The sequence below is a fragment of the Pseudomonas sp. P179 genome (assembly GCF_000478485.2).
Classification (GTDB): domain Bacteria; phylum Pseudomonadota; class Gammaproteobacteria; order Pseudomonadales; family Pseudomonadaceae; genus Pseudomonas; species Pseudomonas aeruginosa.
The window spans coordinates 2,121,049-2,143,899 of the sequence record NZ_KI517354.1 but is presented as its reverse complement, the minus strand read 5'-3'; the positions used below and the strand labels follow the sequence as shown (position 1 = coordinate 2,143,899).

Annotated in this window: 21 protein-coding genes; 13 read left to right on the top strand and 8 right to left on the bottom strand. The window is 66.8% G+C overall.

The features are described 5' to 3' along the window. Positions 1-77 precede the first annotated feature (77 nt). Positions 78-1,217: an endonuclease/exonuclease/phosphatase family protein gene (locus tag HMPREF1224_RS22450; RefSeq protein WP_003106827.1), complete on the bottom strand. Its 1,140-nt coding sequence runs from the start codon at positions 1,215-1,217 to the stop codon at positions 78-80. Positions 1,218-1,278: 61 nt separating this feature from the next. Here HMPREF1224_RS22450 and HMPREF1224_RS22445 point away from each other — a divergent pair, with 61 nt between their 5' ends. Beyond that, positions 1,279-2,115, top strand: coding sequence for an SDR family oxidoreductase (locus HMPREF1224_RS22445; protein WP_003093110.1), 837 nt, complete (start codon positions 1,279-1,281; stop codon positions 2,113-2,115). 6 nt (positions 2,116-2,121) lie between these two features. Here HMPREF1224_RS22445 and HMPREF1224_RS22440 read toward each other — a convergent pair whose 3' ends face one another. The 4 genes from HMPREF1224_RS22440 to HMPREF1224_RS22425 all read right to left on the bottom strand — a co-directional run bounded on the left by HMPREF1224_RS22440 (position 2,122) and on the right by HMPREF1224_RS22425 (position 5,196). Then, positions 2,122-2,556, bottom strand: a complete 435-nt coding sequence (locus tag HMPREF1224_RS22440; protein WP_009313391.1) for a VOC family protein — start codon at positions 2,554-2,556, stop codon at positions 2,122-2,124. Between the two features lie 66 nt (positions 2,557-2,622). Beyond that, a complete protein-coding gene (locus tag HMPREF1224_RS22435) occupies positions 2,623-3,279 on the bottom strand; it encodes a DUF7847 domain-containing protein (RefSeq protein ID WP_003114321.1) in 657 nt (218 codons plus the stop codon). An 83-nt stretch (positions 3,280-3,362) separates the two neighbouring features. Then, positions 3,363-4,457, bottom strand: coding sequence for a dimethylsulfone monooxygenase SfnG (gene sfnG, locus HMPREF1224_RS22430; RefSeq protein ID WP_003093107.1), 1,095 nt, complete (start codon positions 4,455-4,457; stop codon positions 3,363-3,365). A 157-nt stretch (positions 4,458-4,614) separates the two neighbouring features. Further along, on the bottom strand, positions 4,615-5,196 hold the full coding sequence (locus tag HMPREF1224_RS22425; protein ID WP_003106834.1) for a cysteine hydrolase family protein: 582 nt from the start codon (positions 5,194-5,196) through the stop codon (positions 4,615-4,617). Positions 5,197-5,295: 99 nt separating this feature from the next. On the opposite strand from HMPREF1224_RS22425, the gene HMPREF1224_RS22420 reads away from it, so the two are divergent. The 3 genes from HMPREF1224_RS22420 (at position 5,296) to HMPREF1224_RS22410 (ending at position 8,008) form a co-directional block, all read left to right on the top strand. Further along, positions 5,296-6,012, top strand: coding sequence for a DUF2076 domain-containing protein (locus HMPREF1224_RS22420; RefSeq protein ID WP_010793406.1), 717 nt, complete (start codon positions 5,296-5,298; stop codon positions 6,010-6,012). 65 nt (positions 6,013-6,077) lie between these two features. Beyond that, positions 6,078-6,581, top strand: a complete 504-nt coding sequence (locus tag HMPREF1224_RS22415; protein ID WP_003093104.1) for a LabA-like NYN domain-containing protein — start codon at positions 6,078-6,080, stop codon at positions 6,579-6,581. Positions 6,582-6,658: 77 nt separating this feature from the next. After that, positions 6,659-8,008 (top strand): RNA helicase RhlE1, encoded by a 1,350-nt coding sequence (locus tag HMPREF1224_RS22410; RefSeq protein ID WP_010793405.1) that lies wholly within the window; start codon positions 6,659-6,661, stop codon positions 8,006-8,008. 22 nt (positions 8,009-8,030) lie between these two features. Here the strand turns inward: HMPREF1224_RS22410 and HMPREF1224_RS22405 are convergent, their stop codons facing one another. After that, entirely contained in the window at positions 8,031-9,272 is a 1,242-nt protein-coding gene (locus HMPREF1224_RS22405) for a TIGR03862 family flavoprotein (RefSeq protein WP_010793404.1), read from the bottom strand. Between the two features lie 293 nt (positions 9,273-9,565). After that, complete coding sequence (locus HMPREF1224_RS22400) at positions 9,566-10,195, bottom strand: response regulator transcription factor (protein ID WP_003106011.1); 630 nt, start codon at positions 10,193-10,195, stop codon at positions 9,566-9,568. A 281-nt stretch (positions 10,196-10,476) separates the two neighbouring features. On the opposite strand from HMPREF1224_RS22400, the gene rocR reads away from it, so the two are divergent. From rocR to HMPREF1224_RS22365, 7 genes are all read left to right on the top strand, one after another. Beyond that, positions 10,477-11,655 carry a two-component system response regulator cyclic di-GMP-specific phosphodiesterase RocR gene (gene rocR, locus HMPREF1224_RS22395; RefSeq protein WP_003106013.1) on the top strand — a complete coding sequence of 393 codons (1,179 nt, stop codon included), beginning with the start codon at positions 10,477-10,479 and terminating at the stop codon, positions 11,653-11,655. A gap of 101 nt (positions 11,656-11,756) precedes the next feature. After that, positions 11,757-15,395 carry a transporter substrate-binding domain-containing protein gene (locus HMPREF1224_RS22390; RefSeq protein WP_010793403.1) on the top strand — a complete coding sequence of 1,213 codons (3,639 nt, stop codon included), beginning with the start codon at positions 11,757-11,759 and terminating at the stop codon, positions 15,393-15,395. A gap of 214 nt (positions 15,396-15,609) precedes the next feature. Beyond that, a complete protein-coding gene (locus HMPREF1224_RS22385; RefSeq protein WP_003106016.1) occupies positions 15,610-16,200 on the top strand; it encodes a GNAT family N-acetyltransferase in 591 nt (196 codons plus the stop codon). A gap of 26 nt (positions 16,201-16,226) precedes the next feature. Next, the gene (locus HMPREF1224_RS22380) at positions 16,227-16,805 is read left to right on the top strand and encodes a GNAT family N-acetyltransferase (RefSeq protein ID WP_003106018.1); all 579 of its coding nucleotides are present in this window, start codon (positions 16,227-16,229) and stop codon (positions 16,803-16,805) included. Positions 16,806-16,807: 2 nt separating this feature from the next. After that, complete coding sequence (locus HMPREF1224_RS22375; RefSeq protein ID WP_003114317.1) at positions 16,808-18,403, top strand: SagB/ThcOx family dehydrogenase; 1,596 nt, start codon at positions 16,808-16,810, stop codon at positions 18,401-18,403. Positions 18,404-18,436: 33 nt separating this feature from the next. Continuing rightward, a complete protein-coding gene (gene tesB / locus HMPREF1224_RS22370) occupies positions 18,437-19,306 on the top strand; it encodes an acyl-CoA thioesterase II (protein ID WP_003093084.1) in 870 nt (289 codons plus the stop codon). After that, positions 19,303-19,899 carry an HAD family hydrolase gene (locus HMPREF1224_RS22365; protein WP_003114316.1) on the top strand — a complete coding sequence of 199 codons (597 nt, stop codon included), beginning with the start codon at positions 19,303-19,305 and terminating at the stop codon, positions 19,897-19,899. Before tesB ends, HMPREF1224_RS22365 begins: the two co-directional genes overlap by 4 nt. A 123-nt stretch (positions 19,900-20,022) precedes the next feature. Here the strand turns inward: HMPREF1224_RS22365 and HMPREF1224_RS22360 are convergent, their stop codons facing one another. After that, positions 20,023-20,349: an HU family DNA-binding protein gene (locus HMPREF1224_RS22360; protein WP_223198316.1), complete on the bottom strand. Its 327-nt coding sequence runs from the start codon at positions 20,347-20,349 to the stop codon at positions 20,023-20,025. Positions 20,350-20,673: 324 nt separating this feature from the next. On the opposite strand from HMPREF1224_RS22360, the gene HMPREF1224_RS22355 reads away from it, so the two are divergent. Both HMPREF1224_RS22355 and tauA read left to right on the top strand, forming a co-directional pair. After that, entirely contained in the window at positions 20,674-21,594 is a 921-nt protein-coding gene (locus HMPREF1224_RS22355) for an acyl-CoA dehydrogenase family protein (RefSeq protein WP_003143037.1), read from the top strand. A gap of 203 nt (positions 21,595-21,797) precedes the next feature. Beyond that, positions 21,798-22,811 (top strand): taurine ABC transporter substrate-binding protein, encoded by a 1,014-nt coding sequence (gene tauA, locus HMPREF1224_RS22350; RefSeq protein ID WP_003110398.1) that lies wholly within the window; start codon positions 21,798-21,800, stop codon positions 22,809-22,811. The last annotated feature ends 40 nt before the right edge of the window (positions 22,812-22,851 follow it).

Genomic DNA, 22,851 nt, shown 5'->3' with positions numbered 1-22,851 from the left:
TGCCGTTTTTTGTTGTTATGAATGGGGGCGAAGCATGCGGCGCGCCGGGCCGCTTGTCCAGCCCGGCGCGCGCCCGGTCAATGGGGCAGCAGGAAGCGCGCGGCGAGCGGCAGGTGGTTGGAGATCTGCAGCGTATCGCTGCGCCGGACCCGGGCATCGAGACGGGTCAGCGAGGGGCTGTGGAACAGGTAGTCGAGGGTCCGATCCGGCCCCTGGACCCGTGGGTCGTTGGGGAAGTGCGTGTACCAGCGAACCTGGTCGACGCCACTGGCCTCTTCCAGCGACGGCACCATCGGGAAGCGCCCGCTCAGGATGGCCAGTTCGCTGTCTTCCCGGTAGGGCGCGCGCAGCGGCGCCAGCAGGTAGGGATACTGGCCGGGCGGCAGCAGGTTGAGGTCGCCGCCGAGCAGCCAGGGCGTGCGCCTGGCCTGCAGTTCGTCGAGCAGCGTACGGGTGGTCTCGACCTGGCGCTCGAGGGTGTCGTCGTTCGCCTGCGGGCGGTCGAAGCGGGCGTTGAGCACGGCCAGCTCGCCGCCGCCGTCGATCGGCAGGTGGCTGACCAGGATCGCCGGGCGCGGCCCGAACAGGCGGTCGAACAGCCCGCCATCGCGTGGCGGCAACTGGCGCCGCTCGGCGCTATCGATGCGATAGCGGCTCAGGGTGGCCTGCTTGCGGCCGACGCTGCCGAAGATGTGCGGCGTCGGCACGAAGGCCGACTTCCACTCGTAGGCCTGGGCGCTGCAATGGTAGAGATCGTTGATGCGCTCCTGGATCAGCGCCAGTTGGTCCTGATCGTCGGTGGCGCTGGAGCCGTCGTCGATCTCCTGGAGCAGGACCAGGTCCGGCTGCTCGTCGCGGATCACCCGGACCACCTCGTCGAGGGTGAACGCCAGGTCTTCGGCGGTGGGGCGCTGGTCCGGGCCGGTGGCATCCGGCAGGTCGTCCCAGAAGACGTAGCGCTTGCCGGCCAGGTACTGGATGTTCCAGGTCATCACCTTCAGGGCCTGCCCCGGCTTCAGCGCCGGCGCGGCGCCCTGGCAATGCAGGGGCGCGGCTTCGCGATCGGCGGGTTGCCAGCTCAGCAGGTAGCTGGCGAGCAGGGCACCGCCGACCAGCAGGAGCAGGCCGACGAACAGCAGGTTGCGTAGACGGGGCAGTGACATCGCAATCGAGACTATGCTGGAAAGGACCAGAGCATAGAGCTTGCCGCCGCGCATTTCACCCTTGCAGGTCGAATTGACGCAAGGGTTCGCGTTTTTTCGAGCGGGAGGGTATCGCATGCCGCGCAAGGTATTCAGCAGCCAGGCCTACCGCCACAAGGTGGTGCTGGTCAGTGGTGGTTGTTCCGGCATTGGTCGCGCGCTGGCGCTGCGTTTCGCCCGGGCCGGTGCGCGACTGGCGATCCTCGACCTCGACCAGGCGGCGCTGGACAGCCTGGTCCAGCACCTGCGCGACCATCTCGGCGGCGAGGCGCTCGGCCTGCGCTGCGACGTCGCCGACGCCGATGCGGTGGAGCGTGCCGTGGCGCTGGCGGTGGAGCGCTTCGGCGGCATCGACGTGCTGGTCAACAACGCCGGCATCACCCACCGCGGTACCTTCGCCGAAACCGGCCTGGGGGTTTTCCGCAAGGTCATGGCGGTGAACTTCTTCGGCGCCGTGCATTGCACCCGCGCGGCGCTGCCGAGCCTGCTCGAACGGCGCGGGCAGATCGTCGTGCTCAGTTCGCTGACCGGCTTCGCCCCGTTGCTCTACCGCAGCGCCTACAACGCCAGCAAGCATGCCTTGCACGGTCTGTTCGATACCCTGCGGATGGAGCTGGAAGGCACCGGCGTCAGCGTGACCCTGGCCTGCCCGGGATTCACCGCCACCGACCTGCGCAAGAACGCGCTGGTCGGCGATGGCTCGGTGACTCGCCAGCCGGTGCAAGTGCTGGGCAGCCAGGTGGCATCGCCGGTGGAGGTCGCCGAGGCGATCTTCCAGGGCGCCGCGCGGCGCCGGCGCCTGCTGGTGCTGTCCAACGTCAACTGGCGGGCGCGGCTGCTGGCGCGCTTCTTTCCGCGTCTCTTCGAAAAGCTGCTGGTGCCGCGCCTGTCGGGACTCAAGCCGCAACCCTGACGGCGCTCAGTGGGCGTGGTCGTGGACGTCGAAGCCCTGGCTCATGTCCCAGTAGGAGGCCTCGACCTTGTGCCCGTCGAGGTCGCGGATGAAACACCCGTAGTAGGGCTCGCCGTACAGCGGACGCGGGCCCGGCGCGCCCTCGTCGTCTGCGCCGGCGGCCAGGGCCGCGGCGTGGAAGGCGTCGACCTGGGCCTTGCTGTCGGCGAAGAAGCCGACGTGGCTGCCGTTGCCGACGCTGGCGGGACGGCCGTCGATCGGCGCCTGCACCCAGAACTCCGGATAGAGCTTGCCGTAGGCTACGGCGCCGGGGTATTCGAGGATCACCTTGCAGCCGAGGGCGGCCATCACCGCGTCGTAGAAGGCTCGGGCACGGGGAAAGTCGTTGGTGCCGATGGACAGGTGGGAAATGCAGCTGGGGTTGGCCGATTCGTCGCTCATGGTCCGTTCCTCGAGGCAGGGCTCGTCAAGCATAGGCCAGCGCGGCGAATCGGCGCGCGGCGCCGTTCACATCCCGTTGCGTGGCGCCGGACCGAGGCTGTAGATGCGGAAGGCGACGATGGTCAACAGCAGCTGGAAGAACCCGCTGAGCGCATGCAGGGCGACCCGCAGCACGACGGCGTCGCCGGCCGAATCGGCGAGCCAGGCTTCCAGGCTCCAGACCGGCAGCAGGATCACCAGCGAACAGGCGAGGATCAGGAAGAATCGCCCACGGGTGAACTCGAAGCTTTCCCGCAGCGCCTGCAGCGGACTACGGCCGCGCAGCACCAGGCAGAATTCGGCGAAGGACAGCTTCACCATGACGAAGATGCCCGGCAGGATCAGCAGCGACAGGCCGAGCACGATCAGCAGCGAAGTCAGCGCCGCGAGTAGCGCGAAGGCTGGCCACAGGCGCAGCGCGGCGCTCCACAGCTGGCCGACGCGAGGCCGCTCGTCGCGCCCGCGCGCGTCCATGAACAGGATCAGGGCTGCGGTGTAGAGCGGGTAGAAGAGCAGTCCGGCGACCAGGCTCCAGGCGCCCATCTGCTGGGGGCCGACGGCTTCGTCGATCTGCTGCTGGAGCAGGCTTTCGAGGAATATCCAGGGCAGGCAGAGCGGCACCAGGGTGGTCAGGTGGCGGGTGAAGAAGAACCAGGCGTCACGCAGCGGCAGCAGAGGATTCATCGCGGGTCGGCAGATCGGATACGAGCCCGCGACTCTAACCCAGCCGGCCGCCGAGGCCAACGCCTGGCGGCCGCCGTTGCCGTTCAGGCCGCTTCGCGAGCCTGGGCCTGCTCCAGTTCGCGGACCAGCGGCAACACGTGCTTGCCGAAATACTCCACTTCTTCGTGGAAGTGCAGGAAGGCCGACAGCACCAGGTCGACCCCGGCCGCCTTCAGCGCGACGATGCGCTCGGCGATCTGCCGTGGCGTGCCGATCAGGTTGGTCTTGAAGCCGTCGTTGTATTGCACCAGGTCTTCGAAGGTGGATTTGGCCCAGTTGCCATCGCCCTCCGGCGAGGCCTTGCCGGCCTGTTTCACCGCGTCGCCGAAGGCGTTCACCGCCTCGTAGTCGGCCTTGGCGATGATCTCGTCGAGCACCGCCCGCGCTTCCTCCTCGGTGTCGCGGGCAATGATGAAGGCGTTCACTCCGACCTTGACCGAATGGCCGTTGGCCGCCGCCTTGGCGCGGATGTCCTCGACCTGGGCGCGGATGCCGTCGATGCTGTTGCCGTTGGTGAAGTACCAGTCGGACACGCGCGAGGCCATGTCCCGCGCCGCCCGCGAGCTGCCGCCCTGGAAGATTTCCGGGTGCGGCTGCTGGATCGGCTTGGGTTTCAGGGTGTAGTCGTGGAAACGATAGAAATCGCCCTTGAAGGTGAAGTTTTCCTCGGTCCAGATGCCTTTCAGCACGCGGATGAACTCCTCGGAGCGCCGATAGCGTTCGTCGTGCTCCAGCCAGGGTTCGCCGATGCCGGTGAACTCTCCCTTGAACCAGCCGCTGACGATGTTCACCGCGACCCGGCCATTGGTCAGTTGGTCGATCGTCGCCAGTTGCTTGGCCACCACCGCCGGATGCCAGGGGCCAGGCAGGATCGCCGCGATCACCTTGAGCTTCTCGGTGGCCGCCAGCAGGGCGTGGCTGATGGCCACCGACTCGTGCTGGTACTCGGCGCCGTAGCCGGCGGTGAAGCGGATCTGCGAGAGGGCGTAGTCGAAGCCGTTGCGTTCCGCCAACTGGGCCAGCTTGCGGTTGTAGTCGATGTCCCAGCTGGTGCGTTGCTCGATCTTGCTCACCACCAGGCCGCCGCTGACGTTGGGGACCCAGTAGGCGAAGCGGATCGGCTGTTGCTCTTGGCTCATCGGGGGTATCTCCGGGTAGGGGCGTGGTCCGGTGTCTATGAAGGAACCGTGCCATCCCGGATTCATGTTTTCGAATCAATGGCTTATGGGGGATATGGCGGAACCGGCCTGTCTTCTGCCGGACAGCCCTGTTGTCCCGCTGTTGCCCGGCAGACAGTCAGGCCGGCAAGCGCTGCAACAGTTCGGCGGCGCGCAGTACCACGGCGTACTCGCCGTGCAGGTTGGCCAACGCCATCGCATGCACCTCGTCGGCGCTGCGCGGGGTGCCGTGGAAATCGGGCTTGGCGAAGGTGAAGCAGGCGTCGGCCACTACCCAGGTCTGGAAGCCGAGGTTGCCGGCGCTGCGTGCGCTGGCTTCCACCGAGTTCTCCGTGGCTACCCCGACGAGCGCCACCTGGCGGATGTCGCGGACATGGAGCCAGCGTTGCAGGCCGCTGTTGATGAAGGCGTCGGGAACGTTCTTCTCGAACACCGCCTCGTCGTCGCGCGGCGCCAGCGCTGGCTGGAACTCCACGCCAGGCTGGCCGGGCGCGAAGGGCGAGCCGGGCTGCCGGGATACGTGCCGGACGTGCACCACCGGCCAGCCGGCGGCGCGCCAGGCGGCAAGCAGTTCGACGATGCGCGCCTCGGCGCCGGGATTGTTGCGCGGCGGCAGGTCGTGGCGCTGCATGCCGCGTTGCAGGTCGACGATCAGCAGGGCGACCTGGGACCGTGCGGAGCGCTGGGCATCGTCATTCATCGGGAATTCACCGGAGGAACTTGAGATCGTGCAGGGTGCTCCAATATTTCCCTTTGGTGCAATCCATCCTTCCTTCTCGAAATGCAGTCGAGGCGTGCGATGAAATCCGATGAGAAAACCCTGATCGACGGCCTGTTCAGCCGCCTGCGCGAGGCCGAGGGGCAGTCCGCTCCGCGTGACGCCGAGGCCGAGGCGCAGATCAACCAGCACCTGGTGCGGCAGCCGGCGGCGCCGTACTACATGGCGCAGGTGGTGCTGATCCAGGAAGCCGCGCTGAAGCGCCTCGACCAACGGGTGAAGGAGCTCGAGGCGCAGGTCGCCCAGTTGCAGCAGAGCCGTCCGAGCAGCGGCGGCTTCCTCTCCGGCCTGTTCGGCGGCGGCGCGCGCGACGAGCCGGCGCCGAGCCAATCGGGGCGCCCGACGGGCTGGGGCGAGACGCGTTTCTCCAATCCGGCGGCGGCGGCCGGCGACATGCGTCCGGGTATGGCGCCCGCCGCGGCGGCCGCGCCTTCGCGGGCCAGCGGCTTTCTCGGCGGTGCGCTGCAGACGGCCGCTGGGGTCGCTGGCGGGATGCTGGTGGCCGACCTGCTCACCGGCATGTTCCGCCACAGCCAGCCGCAGGAAATCGTCGAGGTGATCCAGGACGTCCCGGTGGATAACCTCGACGCCAGCCAGTTTGCCGATCCCGAGCCGGCGACCGAGCGCTTCGCCGATAGCGACTATCCCGCCGACGGCGGTTTCGCCGATGGCGATTTCAGCGACAGCGACTTCAACGACGACTCCAGCTTCCTCGGCGACGACGATTTGTTCACCTGACCGTTAGGGTTGCGGGCCGTGGGCTGCGATAATGGTGGCCCACTGCCGTCGTTCCGGAGTTCCCCTTGAGTCGTCCCGAGTCGCCCGCGGCGAAGAAGATCGCTGTCTTCGCCGATGTGCAGAACCTCTACTACACCGTGCGCCAGGCCTACGGCTGCCATCTCAACTACGCCGCCCTGTGGGCAGACATCGCTCGCGGCGGGAGCATCGTCGAGGCCTATGCCTACGCCATCGACCGCGGCGACCCGCGTCAGCAGCAGTTCCAGCAGATTCTGCGCAACCTCGGTTTCACGGTGAAGCTGAAGCCCTACATCCAGCGTGCCGACGGCTCGGCCAAGGGTGACTGGGATGTCGGCATCACCATCGACGTACTGGATGCCGCGCCACGGGTGGACGAAGTGGTGCTGCTGTCCGGTGACGGCGACTTCGATCTGCTGCTGGAGAAGGTCATCCGCGCCCACGGCGTCGTGGCTACGGCCTACGGGGTGCCTGGCCTGACCGCCAACGCGCTGATCCGAGCGGCGTCGCGCTACGTGCCGATCGAGGGCGGACTGCTACTCAAGGGCTGACCGGCCGCGCTCCAGAGGACGATGGGAGACGGCGAATCCGCTAGAATGCCGTCCGTTTCCTTTTTTCCGAGTCGCTCATGACGTTCGCTTCCCTCGGTCTGCTCGACCCCCTGCTCAAGGCCCTCGAAGGGCTCGGCCACGGCACGCCTACGCCGATCCAGGCCCAGGCCATACCTCCGGCGCTCAAGGGCCGCGACCTGCTCGCCGCAGCACAGACTGGCACCGGCAAGACCGCCGGTTTCGCCCTGCCGTTGCTGCAGCGGCTGACCCTGGAGGGGCCGCAGGTCGCTGCCAACTCGGTGCGCGCACTGGTCCTGGTTCCGACCCGCGAACTGGCCGAGCAGGTCCATGCCAGTATTCGCGACTACGGCCAGCACCTGCCGCTGCGTACCGCGGTGGCCTACGGTGGGGTCAGCATCAACCCGCAGATGATGAAGCTGCGCAAGGGAGTGGATATCCTCGTCGCCACTCCTGGGCGGCTGCTCGACCTGTATCGGCAGAACGCGGTGAAGTTCGCCCAGCTCCAGGCGTTGGTGCTGGACGAAGCCGATCGCATGCTCGACCTCGGTTTCGCCCGCGAGCTGGACGAACTGTTCGCCGCGCTGCCGCGCAAGCGCCAGACCCTGCTGTTTTCCGCGACCTTCTCCGACGCCATCCGCACGCTGGCCCGTGAACTGCTGCGCGACCCGCTGTCCATCGAGGTCAGTCCGCGCAATACCGCGGCGAAGAGCGTCAGGCAATGGCTGGTGCCGGTGGACAAGAAGCGCAAGGTCGAGCTGTTCTGCCACCTGTTGCAGGCCAATCGCTGGCGCCAGGCGCTGGTCTTCGCCAAGACCCGCAAGAGCGTCGAGGAACTGGTCGGACTGTTGCAGCGGCAGGGTATCGCCGCCGACTCGATCCATGGCGACAAGCCGCAGCCGGCGCGGCTGCGCGCCTTGCAGCGGTTCAAGGCCGGCGAGGTAGACCTGCTGGTAGCCACCGACGTGGCCGCGCGTGGCCTGGATATCGAGGAAATGCCGCTGGTGGTCAACTTCGACCTGCCGATCGTCGCCGAGGACTACGTGCATCGCATCGGCCGTACCGGACGTGCCGGTGCCTCCGGCCAGGCGGTGTCGCTGGTCTGCGCCGACGAAGTGGAGCTGCTGGCGGCGATCGAGACACTGATCGGGCAGACCCTGCCACGCCGCGAGGAGCCCGACTTCGAGCCGGAGCACCGGGTGCCGCAGACCGCACCGGGCGGCGTGGTGCTGAAGAAACCGAAGAAGCCGAAGAAACCCAAGGCCGCGGAGAGCGTCGGCAAGCCCGGCAAGATCCACTTGGGCAGTTGGTTCGACAGCAGCGCGCCGACGGTCAAGGCGGTGCGCAAGGCACCGGGCTTCGGCGCGGGTGCGGCGGGCAAGCCGAAGAAGCGGCCGTCCGGCAAATAGCGAGGCGCTGGCGTACCGGTCTCTAGCGCCTGCCGCGCAACCAGGCCAGCGCGCCGAGTCCGGCCACGCGCCCGCTGGCGAAGCAGGCGGTCAACAGGTAGCCGCCGGTGGGCGCCTCCCAGTCGAGCATTTCCCCAGCGCAGAACACGCCGGGCAGGCCATCGAGCATCAGGTTGCGGTCGAGCGCCTCGAAGCGTACGCCGCCGGCGCTGCTGATCGCTTCGTCCAGCGGACGCGGGCGCAGCAGCGTCAGCGGCAGGCGCTTGATCGCCGCCGCCAGGCGGGCCGGCTCGGTATAGGTGGCGGCGGGGGTGAGTTCACGCAGGAGGCCGGCCCGAACCCCATCGATGCCCAACTGGCTGCGCAGGTGATTGGCCATCGACCTGGAACCGCGCGGGCGAGCCAGGGCTGCCTCGATCTGCTCGCGACGCCTGTTCGGCAACAGGTCCAGCCATACTTCGGCCGAGCCCCGTGCCTCGATCCGTTCGCGGATGGCGGCGGAGAGGGCATAGACCAGGCTGCCCTCGATACCGTCGCGGGTCACGACGAATTCGCCCTGGCGCGGCGTTTCGCCCGCCAGTCCCATGGCCACCGGTTTGACCGGAGCGCCGGAGAACTTGTCGCGAAACAGCTCGCTCCAGCCGTCGATCTCGAAACCGCAATTGCTTGGCCGCAGGGGCTCGACCTCGACGCCGCGGGCCCGCAGCAGGGGCACCCAGGCGCCGTCGGAGCCCAGGCGCTGCCAACTGCCGCCACCGAGCGCCAGGATCACGGCGTCGGCCCGTATCGACAGGCGCTCGGCGGCGCTCTGGATGTCCAGCGTACCGTCCGCGTTCCAGCCCAGCCAACGGCAGCGGGTATGGATGAGCACGCCTTGCTCGCGCAGGCGCTTGAGCCAGGCACGGAGCAACGGCGCGGCCTTCATGTCGGAGGGGAACACCCGGCCGGAACTGCCGACGAAGGTGTCGATACCCAGGCCGTGGATCCAGGCGCGCAACGCATCCGCGTCGAATTCGCCGAGCAGTGCGGCGATTTCCTTCTGGCGCCTGCCATAGCGGCCGAGGAATTGTTCCCTGGCCTCGGCATGGGTGATGTTCATGCCGCCGACGCCCGCGAGGAGGAATTTCCGGCCGACCGAGGGCATGGCGTCGAACACTTCCGTGCGTACGCCCGCCTGGCTCAGGACCTCCGCGGCCATCAGGCCTGCGGGACCGCCGCCGACGATGGCGACCTGGGGGGAAGGGGAGGATGCTTGACTGGGCATGTGGACGACGAGCGAGACCTGGGGAAACCGGCGTGCAGTGTAACCGAGGCGAAGACCGCCTCCGAGCCTTGTCGATGCCACCTGGTCCGCTCGCCGTGCGCCTGGTCAGGAACTGATCAACCGTCGGGAGGCCAGACACGATGCGCTGCACGGAGCGTTTTTCGCACCTTATCCACAGGCGGTTCCACACGCTTTGTGGAAATCCGCCGACGCTCGTCGCGTGGCAGGAACGGCTTCCGGTCGCGCTTGCCCGAAGGTGCGCTAGGCCTTGGCTTCGACAGCCAAGCGCCAGGTCAGTGGATCAGCGAATTGCGCTTGGCGAACTCTGCGAGGTCGACCAGCGAACCCAGGCCGAGCTTCTGCAACAGGCGGGTCTTGTAGGTGCTGACGGTCTTGTTGCTGAGGAACAGCTTCTCGCCGATGGCCTTGTTCGAATAGCCCATGGCGAGATGCTGGAGGACGATCATCTCGCGGTCGGAGAGCAGGCCGATAAGCTCGCTTTCGGAAATGCGTTCCGGCGGGGTGCCGAGGGTATCGAACGTGAGCGAAGGAAAGAACGTGTAGCCAGCGGTCACCGCGTTCAGGGCGTTGATCAGGTTGTTCAGGTCTTCTTCCTTGTTGACGAACCCACGGGCACCGACCTGGATGCAGCGCTTGCAGAACGCCTCTGCGGATTGCGAAGTGAGTACCAGCACCTGGCTGCGCAGTCCCAGGGACTTGATCCGCGAGATCACGGTCAGGCCATCGAGTTTGGGAATGCCGATGTCGAGAATCACCACGTCCGGTTCGTGCTCCCGGACCAACTGGATGGCATCCACGCCATTGTCCGTCTCGGCGACCACCTGCAGACCATGCTTTTCCAGCAGGACGCGCACGGCGAGACGGATGACGGGGTGGTCGTCGACGATCAGGACGGTATGCATAAATTCGATTTACCTTGAGGGACCGGGACAGGGTCGGGATTCGATTTCCCGGGCGCTGCCGCCGGTGGTCATCCATGTTGGGCGCTAGGCCGAGATCGCCGTCCAGAATAGCCTGTTAAGGCGGGGCGATTCGGTTTTTCATGTGGAACCATGCTAATCCAACCGAACCTCCAAATCAGTAGGAAAATTCCCACAAAACATGGGGACTTGTCCCATAGGTCTAGTAAGGGAAACACAGCAGTATATCGCCGGTATTTCCTGGAAACCCTGTGTGGACCGTGATGAATGATTTGAATGTTCTGGTGTTGGAGGATGAGCCTTTTCAGCGCCTGGTAGCCGTCACAGCCCTGAAGAAAGTGGTGCCCGGATCGATCCTCGAGGCGGCGGACGGCAAGGAGGCGGTGGCGATCCTGGAGTCCTGCGGACACGTCGACATCGCCATCTGCGACCTGCAGATGAGCGGCATGGACGGCCTGGCGTTCCTTCGCCACGCAAGCCTGAGCGGCAAGGTCCATTCGGTGATCCTCAGCAGCGAGGTGGATCCCATCCTGCGCCAGGCCACCATTTCGATGATCGAGTGCCTGGGCCTCAATTTTCTCGGCGACCTCGGCAAGCCATTCAGCCTGGAGCGGATCACCGCCCTGTTGACCCGCTACAACGCTCGTCGCCAGGACCTGCCGCGACAGATCGAAGTCGCCGAGCTGCCCTCCGTGGCGGACGTGGTGCGCGGCCTCGACAACGGCGAGTTCGAAGCCTACTACCAGCCCAAGGTGGCCCTGGATGGCGGCGGCCTGATCGGCGCCGAGGTCCTGGCACGCTGGAACCACCCGCATCTCGGCGTATTGCCGCCGTCGCATTTCCTCTATGTGATGGAAACCTACAACCTGGTCGACAAGCTGTTCTGGCAACTGTTCAGCCAGGGGCTGGCGACGCGCAGGAAGCTGGCGCAGTTGGGGCAGCCGATCAACCTGGCGTTCAACGTCCATCCTTCGCAACTGGGTTCGCGTGCCCTGGCCGAGAACATCTCGGCGTTGCTGACCGAGTTCCACCTGCCGCCCAGTTCGGTGATGTTCGAGATCACCGAGACCGGGTTGATCAGCGCTCCTGCCAGCAGCCTGGAGAACCTCGTGCGTCTGCGGATCATGGGCTGCGGCCTGGCGATGGACGATTTCGGCGCCGGCTATTCGTCCCTCGACCGGCTCTGCGAGTTTCCCTTCAGCCAGATCAAGCTGGACAGAACCTTCGTCCAGAAGATGAAGACCCAGCCCAGGAGTTGCGCCGTCATCAGCAGTGTCGTGGCGTTGGCGCAGGCGCTGGGAATTTCCCTGGTGGTGGAAGGGGTGGAGAGCGACGAACAACGGGTACGCCTGATCGAACTCGGTTGCTCCATAGCCCAGGGCTACCTGTTCGCCCGGCCGATGCCGGAACAGCACTTTCTCGACTATTGCTCCGGATCCTGACGCCGCCGCCCTGGCCTCGGCTGCCTCTAGCCGAACGCCGGGCCTCGCGCCGGACGCGTTTCCTTTCCATACAACTGCCGGCCCTGCCGCACAGACCTTTCATGCGATCAAAACTATTCCTGCTGTTCTTCTGCCTGCTGCTGTCGGGCGGACGCCTGTTCGCCGTCGAAGCGCATCCGTCCCTGACGCTGTTCAGCCAGTTGCGCATCGAGCACGAGGACATGGCGATCGCCGAGGACGACTGGGCCTGGCTGCGTCACAAGGGTCACCTGAGGCTCGGCGCGGCGCTGGACGAGACCTCGCCCTTCAACGTCCGGCTCGACGACGAGAACTACGAAGGCATAACGGCGGACGTCGCCACGCTGGTCGGGCAGTTGCTCGGCATGCGCATCAAGGTCGTGAGCTTCGATACCCATGCGGATGCCGTGGCGGCGCTCGCTGCCGGAAAGATCGACCTGCTTGGCAGCCATTACAGCTCGGCGGGTGATTCCTCCCTGGTGCTCAGCCAACCCTATGCCCGTGATCGATTGGCGGTGTTCAAGCGGATGGGGGAAAAGCGCAACTCGCCGGAGGATCTCGCCGGACTCAGCGTGGCGGTGGCCCGGGAGCATGTCGGGGAATTGCGCCAGCGTTTCCCGCGGGCGCGTTTCGTGGTCTTCGGCAGCCATGACGAGGCCGTTGCCGCGGTGGCTTTCGGACATACCGACCTGTATCTCGACGATGTGCTCAGCGCCTACCACCGGATCAATCGGTCCTATTACGGCTACGTGAGGTTCGAGCGGTTTGCCGATGCCCGCCTGGAAGGGGGCTACGGCTTCCTCCTTCGTCGCGGCGACACGAACCTGTTGCGCGTCGTCAACTCGGCCATCGGCGCGATCAACCAGGACCGTCTCGAAAGCATCGCCAGGCGCTGGGTCGGCAGCGGTTCCCTGCCAACGGGCCAGCGTATCGCGCTGACGCCGCAGGAGAGTCGCTGGATCGCTCGCCACCCGGTGGTGCGGTTGGTCATCAACGACGACCTGGCGCCGCTGGCCTTCTTCAATTCCGACGAGACCTTCTCGGGCATCGCCTCCGACCTGCTGGACATGATTTCCCGCCGCACCGGCCTGCATTTCCAGGTCACGCCTCGCAGTGGCGGCTTCCCCGAGCAGATCGGCGTATTGGCCAGGAAGGAGGCGGACCTGGCGATCATGAGCCGCAGCAGCAAGCGCGAGGAAATGCTGCGTTTCACCCGCTCGTTCCTGTCCACCTCGTACGTCCTCGTCACCCGGGCGGACGACAAGGGACGCGCGGAGAGCCCCGGGAGCCTCGACGGCAAGCGCATAGCGATTCCCGCCGGCCATGTGGGCATGCAACAGGTGCGCGAGCGCTATCCGCAGGCCACGATGGTGGAGGTCGGCGTCGCGCTGGATGCCATGAACCTGGTCTACGAAGGACGGGCCGACGCGGCGGTGGTGCCGCTGGTCACCGCTCGCTACTACATCGTCCGGTTGTTCCGCGAGAGGCTGGCGATCGCCGACCTGGTTCCCATCGGTGCGGCCACCGCCCACTTCGCCGTTCGCCGAGGCGACGCCGAACTCCAGTCGATTCTCGACAAGGCCTTGCTGAGCATCTCGCCGGACGACCTGAGCGATATCGTCAATCGCTGGCGCTCGCCGCCGGGAATGAGCGGCCAGACCTGGGTCGACTACATCCTGGTGATCACCGAGATCCTGGCGATCGCAGCGGCCTTGCTGCTGCTCTGCCTGGGCTGGGTCACTTATCAGCGCCGGCAGATCAGGGTGCGCGCGCGGGTCGAACAGGCGCTCAGCGACCAGTTGCGGTTCGTCGAGGCCCTGACCGACTGCATGCCTCCGCCGCTGTATGTGCGCGATGTCAACGGACGGATGCTGTCCTGCAACCGCAGCTACCTGCAGAGCGTCGGCTTGAGTTCCGAGGAGGTGATGAACCGCACCGTGCTCGAACTGCCCATGGAAAACTTCGAGACCGCTCCGGAGTTCCATCGCAGCTACCTGATGGCCATGCGCGAGGGCAGGACCATCGAGGCGGTCTACCCGGTGGCGCTGGGCGGTCGGGAGCGCTGGATCGACCACTGGATCCAGCCGTTCCGCGATTCCAGCGGGACCATCCGCGGTGTCATCTGTGGCTGGCTGGACATCACCGAGCACCGCCAGTTGATCGATGAGCTGGAAGAGGCAAAGAATCTGGCCGACGAAGCGAGCCGGGCCAAGACCACCTTCCTGGCGACCATGAGCCACGAGATCCGCACGCCGATGAACGCGGTGATCGGTATCCTCGAACTGGCGCTCAAGCGTGCCGAGACCGGTCGGGTGGACCGTTCCAGCATCGAGATCGCCTATGCCTCGGCGAAGAGCCTGCTGGAGCTGATCGGCGATATTCTCGACATCGCCCGCATCGAGTCAGGTCGCCTCAGCCTGTCGCCGAAACGGGCCAACCTGCGCGAGCTGGTGGAATCGGTGGCACGGGTATTCGAAGGCCTGGCCCGGCAAAAGCGCCTGAGCCTGGTGCTGGAGATCGATTCGAGCATCAACGGCGACGTACTGCTGGATGCCATGCGCTTCAAGCAGATCCTCTCCAACCTGGTCAGCAACGCGATCAAGTTCACCGACGAGGGCTCGATCCGCATCCGCATCGATGGCCGCCAGGTGGAGCCGTCGCTGTTGCAGGTCAATCTCTGTGTGGAAGACACCGGCATCGGTATTTCCCTGGGCGACCAGCAGCAGTTGTTCCGGCCTTTCGCCCAGGTCAACCGCAACCTGCAGAACACCGAGGGCACCGGGCTCGGCCTGGTGATCTCGCGCTCGCTGTGCGAAATGATGGGAGGGCGCCTGGTGATGAGCAGCGAGCTGGGGCAGGGTACGCGGATCGACGTCGAGCTGCGCCTGCAGGTGCTGGAACCGATCGTCGAGAACGTGCGGGCGATCCCGCTCGGCAGTCGCCAGGCGCGGCGGTTGCAGGTGCTGGTGGTGGACGATCATGCGGTCAACCGGCAGATCCTCCATCAACAGCTGAGCTTCCTCGGTCATGACGTGGAGGAAGCGGAGAACGGCCTGAGCGCTCTCAACCTGTGGCATGGGCAACCGTTCGACATGGTCATCACCGACTGCCACATGCCGCTGATGAGCGGCTCCGACCTTGCCCGCTCGATCCGCCAGGAGGAGCGCGAGAATGGCGAGGAGCCGGTGGTCATCATCGGCCTCACCGCGGACGCCCAGCCGGAGGAGATCGAGCGCTGCATCCAGGCTGGAATGAACGAGTGCCTGATCAAGCCCATCGGCCTCGATGTCCTCGAGGAGCGCCTGCTGGCCCTGGGCTTCGCCGCCGACGAGCTGCCCGTCACCATCGATGCCGAACCCGTCGCCATACCGACGGCCCCCCGTCTCTACGACCTGGATTCCCTGCATGCGCTGACCGGCGGCGAGCCGACGATGCTCAGGCGGCTGCTCGACGAACTGCTGACCAGCAACCGCAAGGACCTGGAGACCCTCGAGGGACTGGTGCAACGCCAGGAGACCGGCGAACTGGCCGAGCTGGCGCATCGGATCAAGGGCGCGGCGAGGGTGGTGCGTGGCGAGCAACTGGTGGAAAGCTGCCGGCGCCTCGAGGATGCCTGCCTCAGCCCGAACGCCTCGTTCGCCTGGGTGGAAGAGTGCGCCGTTGGGGTGAAACTGGCGATCCTCGCCCTGGACGAAAGCCTGGTGGAAGAGTGCACGGATTGACGTGGCCCGCGCCCGTTGCCCGGGCGGTAAACCAATCGTCATCGCTTTGCCCGAGGATCGGGCATGTCCAGGCGCGGAAAAGACTACACTCCGGTTGGGGAGCCTTTTCCGCGGAGCCTGACCAAAGATCGGAATACCGCCCTCGCGGGCACCCCAGCCGATTCCTGCGGTCAGATAGTCCTTCTGGAGTGCGTTGAACGAAAGGAACCAAGCGATGGCCGACCTGACCAGCCTGAGCATCGAGCATCTTCGCTCGCCACGGCTGTATACCCACCGTCTGATCCTGCGGCCCTGGCTGGTGCAGGACCGGGCCAGGTTCGCCGAGCTGAATGCCGATCCACTGGTGATGGAGTTCTTTCCGTCCTGCCTGGATCGTGCCCAGAGCGACGCGTTGCTGCGCCGCATCGACGCGCACTTCGCCGAGCACGGTTTTGGCTGGTGGGCGCTGCAGGTCAAGGGCGGCGATCCTTTCATCGGCTACGTGGGGCTGGAGGTCGTGGACTTCGATGCGCCCTTCGTACCCGCGGTGGCCATCGGCTGGCGTCTCGCCGCCGAGCATTGGGCGGAGGGCTTCGCCCACGAGGCGGCCGAGGCGGCGCTGAGCTACGCCTTCGATACCCTTGGCCTGGACCAGGTGGTGGCTTTCACCGTACCGGCCAACGAGAACTCCCTGGGGCTGATGGAGCGCCTGGGGATGCATCGCGATCCCACCGACGACTTCGAGCATCCCGACCTGCCTCCCGGCCACCGCTTGCGGCATCATGTGCTGTACCGGTTGACGCGCGAGGACTGGCTTCGCAGATGAGTCGGCCGTTTCCGAAAAGGCCTCCCATGAACGCGAACCTTCCCCCTTCCGCCATTTCCGAACTGCATGGCCCGCGCCTGCTGCTGCGCGCCTGGCGCGACAGCGACCGCGAGGCGTTCGCCGAGATGTGCGCCGACCCGCAGGTAATGGAATTCTTCCCCAGTGTGCTCGACCGCGCGCAGAGCGACGCCTTGGTCGATCGCGTCCAGGCGCATTTTGCCGAGCGTGGCTACGGGCCCTGGGCCCTGGAGCTACCGGGCGAGGCGGCGTTCATCGGATTCACCGGCCTGTTCGACGTGACCATGGACGTGCACTTCGCCCCGACCGTGGAGATCGGCTGGCGCCTGGCGCCCGCCTACTGGGGGCGTGGACTCGCCCGCGAAGCGGCGGAAACCGCCTTGGACTTCGCCTTCGAGCGGCTGCGCCTGCCCGAGGTGGTGGCCTTCACCACGCCGCCCAACCGCCGCTCCTGGGGATTGATGGAGCGCCTGGGCATGCGTCGCGATCCGGCCGAGGATTTCGACCACCCACTCCTGGCAGCGGATCACCCGATGCGCCGGCATATCCTCTATCGCGTCGACGCGGCCCGCTGGGCGGAGCGGTGAACATGGGCGACGGCGGCGGCGAGGTGCTCTCCTACCATCGCCTCAGCATGCATCGCCCGGAGCGCTACGCACCCGGTCCCGGCGGACTGGACTGGGCGACCCAGCCGGCGCCGTTCCGCCAGTACCGGGGCTGCCGGCAAATCGAACTGCTGCATCGGCCGCTGGAGGAGTCGCCACCCTACGACGGGGTGTTTTCCGGGCCGGCGGCCGCGCCCTCTCGGCTCGATCGCCGCAGCCTCTCGCAGATGCTCTACGACGGATTGGCGCTGTCGGCCTGGAAGGAGGCCGGCGGCACTCGCTGGGCGCTGCGGGTCAATCCGTCGAGCGGCAACCTGCATCCCACCGAAGCCTACCTGCTGCTTCCCGGCGGTACCCTGGAGCCGGCGCCGCTGCTCGCCCATTACCGTCCCGACAAGCATGCCCTGGAGGTGCGCGGCGAACTGCCGGCAACGCTGGCTTCGCTGCTGGATGACTGCTTGCCGCCCGGCGGCTGCCTCCTGGCATTGACCAGCGTGCCCTGGCGCGAGGCCTGGAAATACGGTGAGCGAGCCTATCGCTACTGCCAGCATGACCTCGGCCACGCGCTGGCCTGCCTCTCGATCGCCGCGGCGATCCAGGGCTGGGAGATGCGCCTGCTGCGCGGCGTCGCCGAAAGCGCACTGGACGGCCTGTTCGGCCTTGACCGGGACGGCTTCGCCGAGTGCGAGAGCGTCGACGCACTGTTCTGGATCGGGCCGGCGCTCACGCAGGAGCCTTCCCTTTCGCCGCGCCTGTGCGAAGGGCTGGCGGCCCTGCCATTGGCCGGCGCACCGAACCGGCTGTCGCGGGAGTACCGGGACTGGCCGGAGTTGCAGCGGATACATGGGCTATGCCGGGCGCCGCGCCTGCCGGCACGCCCGTGGAGGGTCGCACCGGGCGAGCCCGGCAACGACAACCCCGGCCTGCCGCTGCGACCGCTGCTGCATCGGCGGCGTAGCGCGCAGCGCATGGACGGGCGCGCCGGCATCGATGTCGAACTGCTGCGGGCCTGGCTGCGCAGGCTGCTGCCGGAGCGCTCGCCGGTGCCTTTCGCGGTCACCGGCGAGGCCGCGCGGGTCGATCTACTGCTGTTCGTCCATCGCGTCCGGGGCCTGGTGCCGGGGTTGTACTGGCTGGATCGCAGCGGCCTGCGGCGGCCGCCGATGCGCGAGGACTTCCTCTGGCAGCACGTCGATCCGGAGTTGCCGCTGTACCTGTTGCAGGAAGGCGATGCGCGCGCGCTGTCGGCGTATCTCTCCTGCCAGCAGGACATCGCCGGCGACGGCTGCGTCGCGCTCGCCATGCTCGCCCATCTCGGCGCGGCGCTCGAAGAAGGCCCCTGGTGCTATCCGCGGCTGTACTGGGAATGCGGGCAGCTCGGCCAGTTGCTCTACCTCGAGGCGGAGGCCGCTGGGCTGTCTGGGACGGGTATCGGCTGCTACTACGACCCCCTGGTGCATGAGCTGCTTGGACTAACGGATGAGTCCATGGCCAGTCTCTACCATTTCACCCTCGGCCGCGCGGTGTGGGACACTCGTCTTTGCAACATGCCCGCGTACCCGGCCTTGCGCCGCGACTAGCCCGTCGACAGCCCGAATTCGAGGAAACACCCCATGACCCAGATACTGGACAACCTGGTGGCTTTGCTGAGCCTGGAACCCATCGAGGAGAACCTGTTCCGGGGCATGAGCCAGGATCTCGGCTTCCGCCAGCTCTATGGCGGCCAGGTCCTGGGGCAGGCGCTGTCGGCGGCCAGCCAGACGGTGGAGGACGATCGCCACGTACACTCCATGCACGGCTACTTCCTGCGTCCCGGTGACGCCAGCATGCCGGTGGTCTACCAGGTGGACCGGGTGCGCGACGGCGGCAGCTTCAGCACCCGCCGGGTCACCGCGATCCAGAAAGGCCAGCCGATCTTCACCCTGAGCAGCTCCTTCCAGTACGACGAGGAAGGTTTCCACCACCAGATCGAGATGCCCGAGGTGGTTGGCCCGGATAATCTGCCTTCGGAACTGGAGCTGACCCGCCAGCGCGCCGAGCGGATTCCCGAGCGCATCCGCGACAAGCTGCTATATCCGAAGCCCATCGAGATTCGTCCGGTCACCCAGCACGACCCCTACGACCCGCAGCCCGACGAACCGGTGAAGTACCTCTGGTTCCGTGCCGACGGCAAGCTGCCGGACGTCCCGGCGCTGCACAAGTACCTGCTGGCCTACGCCTCGGACTTCGGTTTCCTTACCACCTCGATGCAGCCCCATGCCGTTTCGGTGTGGCAGAAGACCATGCAGGTCGCCAGCCTCGACCACGCCCTGTGGTTCCACCGCGACCTGCGCGCGGACGAGTGGCTGCTCTACGCCATCGACAGCCCCTGGGCCGGCAACGCACGCGGTTTCGTGCGCGGCAGCATCTTCAACCAGAGCGGCCAGCTGGTCGCCTCGTCGAGCCAGGAAGGCCTGATCCGCAAGCGTGAGGACTGGGCGTGAGGCTGGCCGACATCCGCCACTGGGTGTTCGACATGGACGGCACCCTGACCCGGGCCGTGCACGACTTCCCGGCGATCCGCCGAGCGCTGGACATCCCCGAGCAGGACGACATCCTGCTGCACCTCGCCGCCCTGCCCGAGGCCGAGGCGGCGGCCAAGCACGCCTGGCTGCTCGAACACGAGCGCGCCCTGGCCGAGGCCGCGCGGCCGGCGCCGGGCGCACTGGAACTGGTGCGCGAGTTGCAGCGGCGCGGCGTGCGCCTGGGCATCCTGACCCGCAACGACCACCAGTTGGCGCTGATCACCCTCGAAGCGATCGGCCTGGGCGGCTGCTTCCCCAGCGAGCACATCCTCGGGCGCGGCGAGGCGCGGCCCAAGCCGGACCCTGATGGCTTGCTGCGCATCGCCCGACGCTGGAACGTGACGCCGGCGGAGCTGGTGATGGTCGGCGACTACCGTTTCGACCTCGACTGCGGACGCGCCGCGGGTAGTCGCACGGTGCTGGTCAACCTGCCGGAAAACCCCTGGCCGGAGCTGGCCGACTGGCACGCTGCCGATTGCCATGCGTTGCTCGAGCAACTGCAAACGCCGTAGGAATATCCGGCGGAAAACCTCGAGGGCGGCAGCGCCAGCGGCTCCCCGAAAACGAAAAAAGCGCAGGAGGCCAGGCTCCTGCGCTTTTTTCCTGCGCATCCGTGCGGGATGCGGCGGCCGTTATCAGCCGTTGATCGCGTCGGTCAGCGCCTTGGCCGGAACGAACTTGGCTACACGCTTGGCAGCGATCTCGATCGCCTTGCCGGTCTGCGGGTTGCGGCCGGTGCGCGCGGGACGCTCGGAGACCTTCAGCTTGCCGATACCCGGCAGGGTGATTTCGCCATCGTTCTCCAGGGCGTCCTTGACGATCTCGGCGAGCTGGTCGAGCGCGCTGCGAACGGTGGTCTTCTGCGCGTCGATGGCTTCGGCGATGTCCTGGATCAGTTGGTCTTTGGTCAGTGCCATGGTGGTGTAGCTCCTTGGTAAAAGACTGCGCGAGGGGCCTCGCACAGAAACGGGCGTGATTTTAAACAGCTTGGCGCGAATAAGGTTCCCTTTTCTCCGCTTATTTGTTTCCTCGCACGACGCGCATGACAGAGCCGTTACAGAGGTTTTCGCGGCTGTCCGGAATGATGCCGGCGTCGGTTGCCCGACGCATCCTCATGGTTCTGCCAGGGGCGCATGCCTCCGGTTCTTAGTTAAGGATTATTGGTTATTTATAGGTTAGGGTTTCATCCATTAGGGTTATAAGCAGGACATCCCGTCCCTTTCCATCACCGGAGCCTGCTTACCTCGCGCCAACGCCTGGCCCTCGCTCCCCGTTCGAGGTGCCGCATGAGCGAAGCCCGGCTCCACTCGCCCGACCCCAGGACACCGCGACCCATGGCCGGTTGGGCGGCAAGCCTGCGCGACAGTGGACTGCTGGCGCTGGCAGTGCCGCGCGTGTTCGCCGGCATGGAGCGGGACTGGGGGGAAATCTTCGCTGGCGTCCGCCACCTGGCCGAGCAGGAACTCGAGCTGGCACGGCGCCTGGCCCTGCATCATCTGCAGATCGCTTCCATTCGCCTGCTGGGTAGTCCTGAACAGCAGCGCCGCCTGTTGCCGGCCAGCGTCGAGCGCCGCTGGCTGTGGAGCGAGGCGGTCGATCTGCGGCGCGCCCAGCCCGAAGCGCAGGAGCACTGGCGGGGCGGTTTCCTGGTGGGTGGACGGGGTAGCGATTGCTTCGCCGTGGAAGACGTGGATCGCTTGCTGATCTCAGCCTGGCACGCGCCCTCCCGCGCTCACCTGATCGCTGTCGCCGAAACGGGGCGGGCAGGCATCGACATCTCCGGCCTCGCCGATGGCTCGGGGCTGTTCTTGCCCGCCGGGCAGCGGCTGCATTACCAGCGGCTGCGGCTGCATCCCGAGGACATCCTGGTGCCGCCTGGCCTGCCGCCGACCCCGTGCGGGCAACTGCGCGAAGGCTTGACCCGATTGGCCCAGGCCAACCTCGACCTGGGCCAGGCTGCGCGGGTGCCGGGCGACGTGGCGGGGCAGGGAGAGGCGCCGCGTCTCCTCGCCCTCGCGCTGCGTCTTGTCGAACTGGCGGCGGAGTCCTTCCAGGCGGCATTCGCCCGCGGCGGCGCGCTGACATTCCGCGAAAGCGCGGCGGCGTCGCTGCTGGCGAGCGAGGCGGAGGCGGTGGCCCGCGCCGGGCTGCTCGCCTGCCTGCGCCGACAGGCCCTGGAAGCCCGTCTGCTGGGCGCGGCCCTGTAGGGACGGGGCATGGAGCAAGGGCGGAAGGGCATCCGGGGGCGCATTCGCGCTCATAAACTAATTCCAAAATATTATTTATATCGATTTTTTTATATCTGTAATCTGCATCGCACCGGACCACCGGACTCGCTGTCGCCACCCATTGCCCGTCCCTGGTCCGTTCTCCTCCGGAGCGCGGCACCGTTGCCTCCGAGGTTCGCCCGATGAAACGCCCGAATTCCCTGCACCGCCTGGTGGCAGCCCTGGCCTTTGCCAGCCTTTCCGTCGCCGCCCAGGCCGCCGACATCACGGTCGGCTACCAGACCGGCATCGACCCGACCAAGGTGCCCCAGGCCGATGGCCTGTACGAGAAAGCCATCGGCGAGAAGATCGACTGGCGCCGCTTCAACAGCGGTCCGGAAGTGATCGCCGCGCTCGCCTCCGGAGACCTGCAACTCGGCAACATCGGGTCCAGCCCGCTGGCAGCGGCGACCTCGCGGAAGCTGCCGATCGTCGCCTTCATCGTTTCCGCGCAGATCAACGCCGCCGAGGCGCTGGTGGTGCGCAATGGAAGCGGGATCGGGAAACCCGAGGACCTGGCCGGCAAGACCATCGCTACCCCGTTCGTTTCAACCTCCCACTACAGCCTGCTCGGCGCCCTCAAGCACTGGCAGATCGATCCGTCCAAGGTGAAGATCGTCAACCTCAACCCGGCCGAGATCGCTGCCGCCTGGCGTCGCGGCGACATCGACGGGGCCTTCGTCTGGTCGCCGGCGCTGGGCGAGATCAAGAAAAGCGGCAAGGTCCTCACCGACGCCGCCGAAGTCGGCCAGTGGGGTGCGCCGACATTCGAGGTGTGGGTGGCGCGCAAGGACTTCGCCGAGAAGCATCCTGAAATCGTCGCCCGCTTCGCCCGCGTCAGCCTCGATTCCTTCGCCGACTACAACGCGCACAAGGCCGAATGGACCGCCGACTCCGAGCCGGTGAAGAAGATCGCCCGGCTGACCGGCGCCGATCCCAGGGACGTCCCCGAACTGCTGGCCGGCTCGACCTTCCCGGAAAGCCAGGCGCAACTGTCCGCCGACCTGCTCGGCGGCGGCACCGCCAAGGCTATCGCCGGCACTGCCGAATTCCTCAAGGAACAGAAGCGCGTGCCGGCCGTCCTCGGCGACTACTCGCCCTACGTCAGCGCCGACTTCGTGCGCCAGGCGGAGCAGGTCCAGGTCGGCCAGCGCTGAATTCCGCGCCTCCGCTCCGGCCTGTCGGAGCGGAGGCTTT

Excerpts from the sequence above, each read along its gene's own strand:
- HMPREF1224_RS22450 (WP_003106827.1), bottom strand. The coding sequence starts at position 1,217 with ATGCGCGGCGGCAAGCTCTATGCTCTGGTCCTTTCCAGCATAGTCTCG.
- HMPREF1224_RS22445 (WP_003093110.1), top strand. The coding sequence starts at position 1,279 with ATGCCGCGCAAGGTATTCAGCAGCCAGGCCTACCGCCACAAGGTGGTG.
- HMPREF1224_RS22440 (WP_009313391.1), bottom strand. The coding sequence starts at position 2,556 with ATGAGCGACGAATCGGCCAACCCCAGCTGCATTTCCCACCTGTCCATC.
- HMPREF1224_RS22435 (WP_003114321.1), bottom strand. The coding sequence starts at position 3,279 with ATGAATCCTCTGCTGCCGCTGCGTGACGCCTGGTTCTTCTTCACCCGC.
- sfnG (WP_003093107.1), bottom strand. The coding sequence starts at position 4,457 with ATGAGCCAAGAGCAACAGCCGATCCGCTTCGCCTACTGGGTCCCCAAC.
- HMPREF1224_RS22425 (WP_003106834.1), bottom strand. The coding sequence starts at position 5,196 with ATGAATGACGATGCCCAGCGCTCCGCACGGTCCCAGGTCGCCCTGCTG.
- HMPREF1224_RS22420 (WP_010793406.1), top strand. The coding sequence starts at position 5,296 with ATGAAATCCGATGAGAAAACCCTGATCGACGGCCTGTTCAGCCGCCTG.
- HMPREF1224_RS22410 (WP_010793405.1), top strand. The coding sequence starts at position 6,659 with ATGACGTTCGCTTCCCTCGGTCTGCTCGACCCCCTGCTCAAGGCCCTC.
- HMPREF1224_RS22405 (WP_010793404.1), bottom strand. The coding sequence starts at position 9,272 with ATGCCCAGTCAAGCATCCTCCCCTTCCCCCCAGGTCGCCATCGTCGGC.
- HMPREF1224_RS22400 (WP_003106011.1), bottom strand. The coding sequence starts at position 10,195 with ATGCATACCGTCCTGATCGTCGACGACCACCCCGTCATCCGTCTCGCC.
- rocR (WP_003106013.1), top strand. The coding sequence starts at position 10,477 with ATGAATGATTTGAATGTTCTGGTGTTGGAGGATGAGCCTTTTCAGCGC.
- HMPREF1224_RS22390 (WP_010793403.1), top strand. The coding sequence starts at position 11,757 with ATGCGATCAAAACTATTCCTGCTGTTCTTCTGCCTGCTGCTGTCGGGC.
- HMPREF1224_RS22385 (WP_003106016.1), top strand. The coding sequence starts at position 15,610 with ATGGCCGACCTGACCAGCCTGAGCATCGAGCATCTTCGCTCGCCACGG.
- HMPREF1224_RS22380 (WP_003106018.1), top strand. The coding sequence starts at position 16,227 with ATGAACGCGAACCTTCCCCCTTCCGCCATTTCCGAACTGCATGGCCCG.
- HMPREF1224_RS22375 (WP_003114317.1), top strand. The coding sequence starts at position 16,808 with ATGGGCGACGGCGGCGGCGAGGTGCTCTCCTACCATCGCCTCAGCATG.
- tesB (WP_003093084.1), top strand. The coding sequence starts at position 18,437 with ATGACCCAGATACTGGACAACCTGGTGGCTTTGCTGAGCCTGGAACCC.
- HMPREF1224_RS22355 (WP_003143037.1), top strand. The coding sequence starts at position 20,674 with ATGAGCGAAGCCCGGCTCCACTCGCCCGACCCCAGGACACCGCGACCC.
- tauA (WP_003110398.1), top strand. The coding sequence starts at position 21,798 with ATGAAACGCCCGAATTCCCTGCACCGCCTGGTGGCAGCCCTGGCCTTT.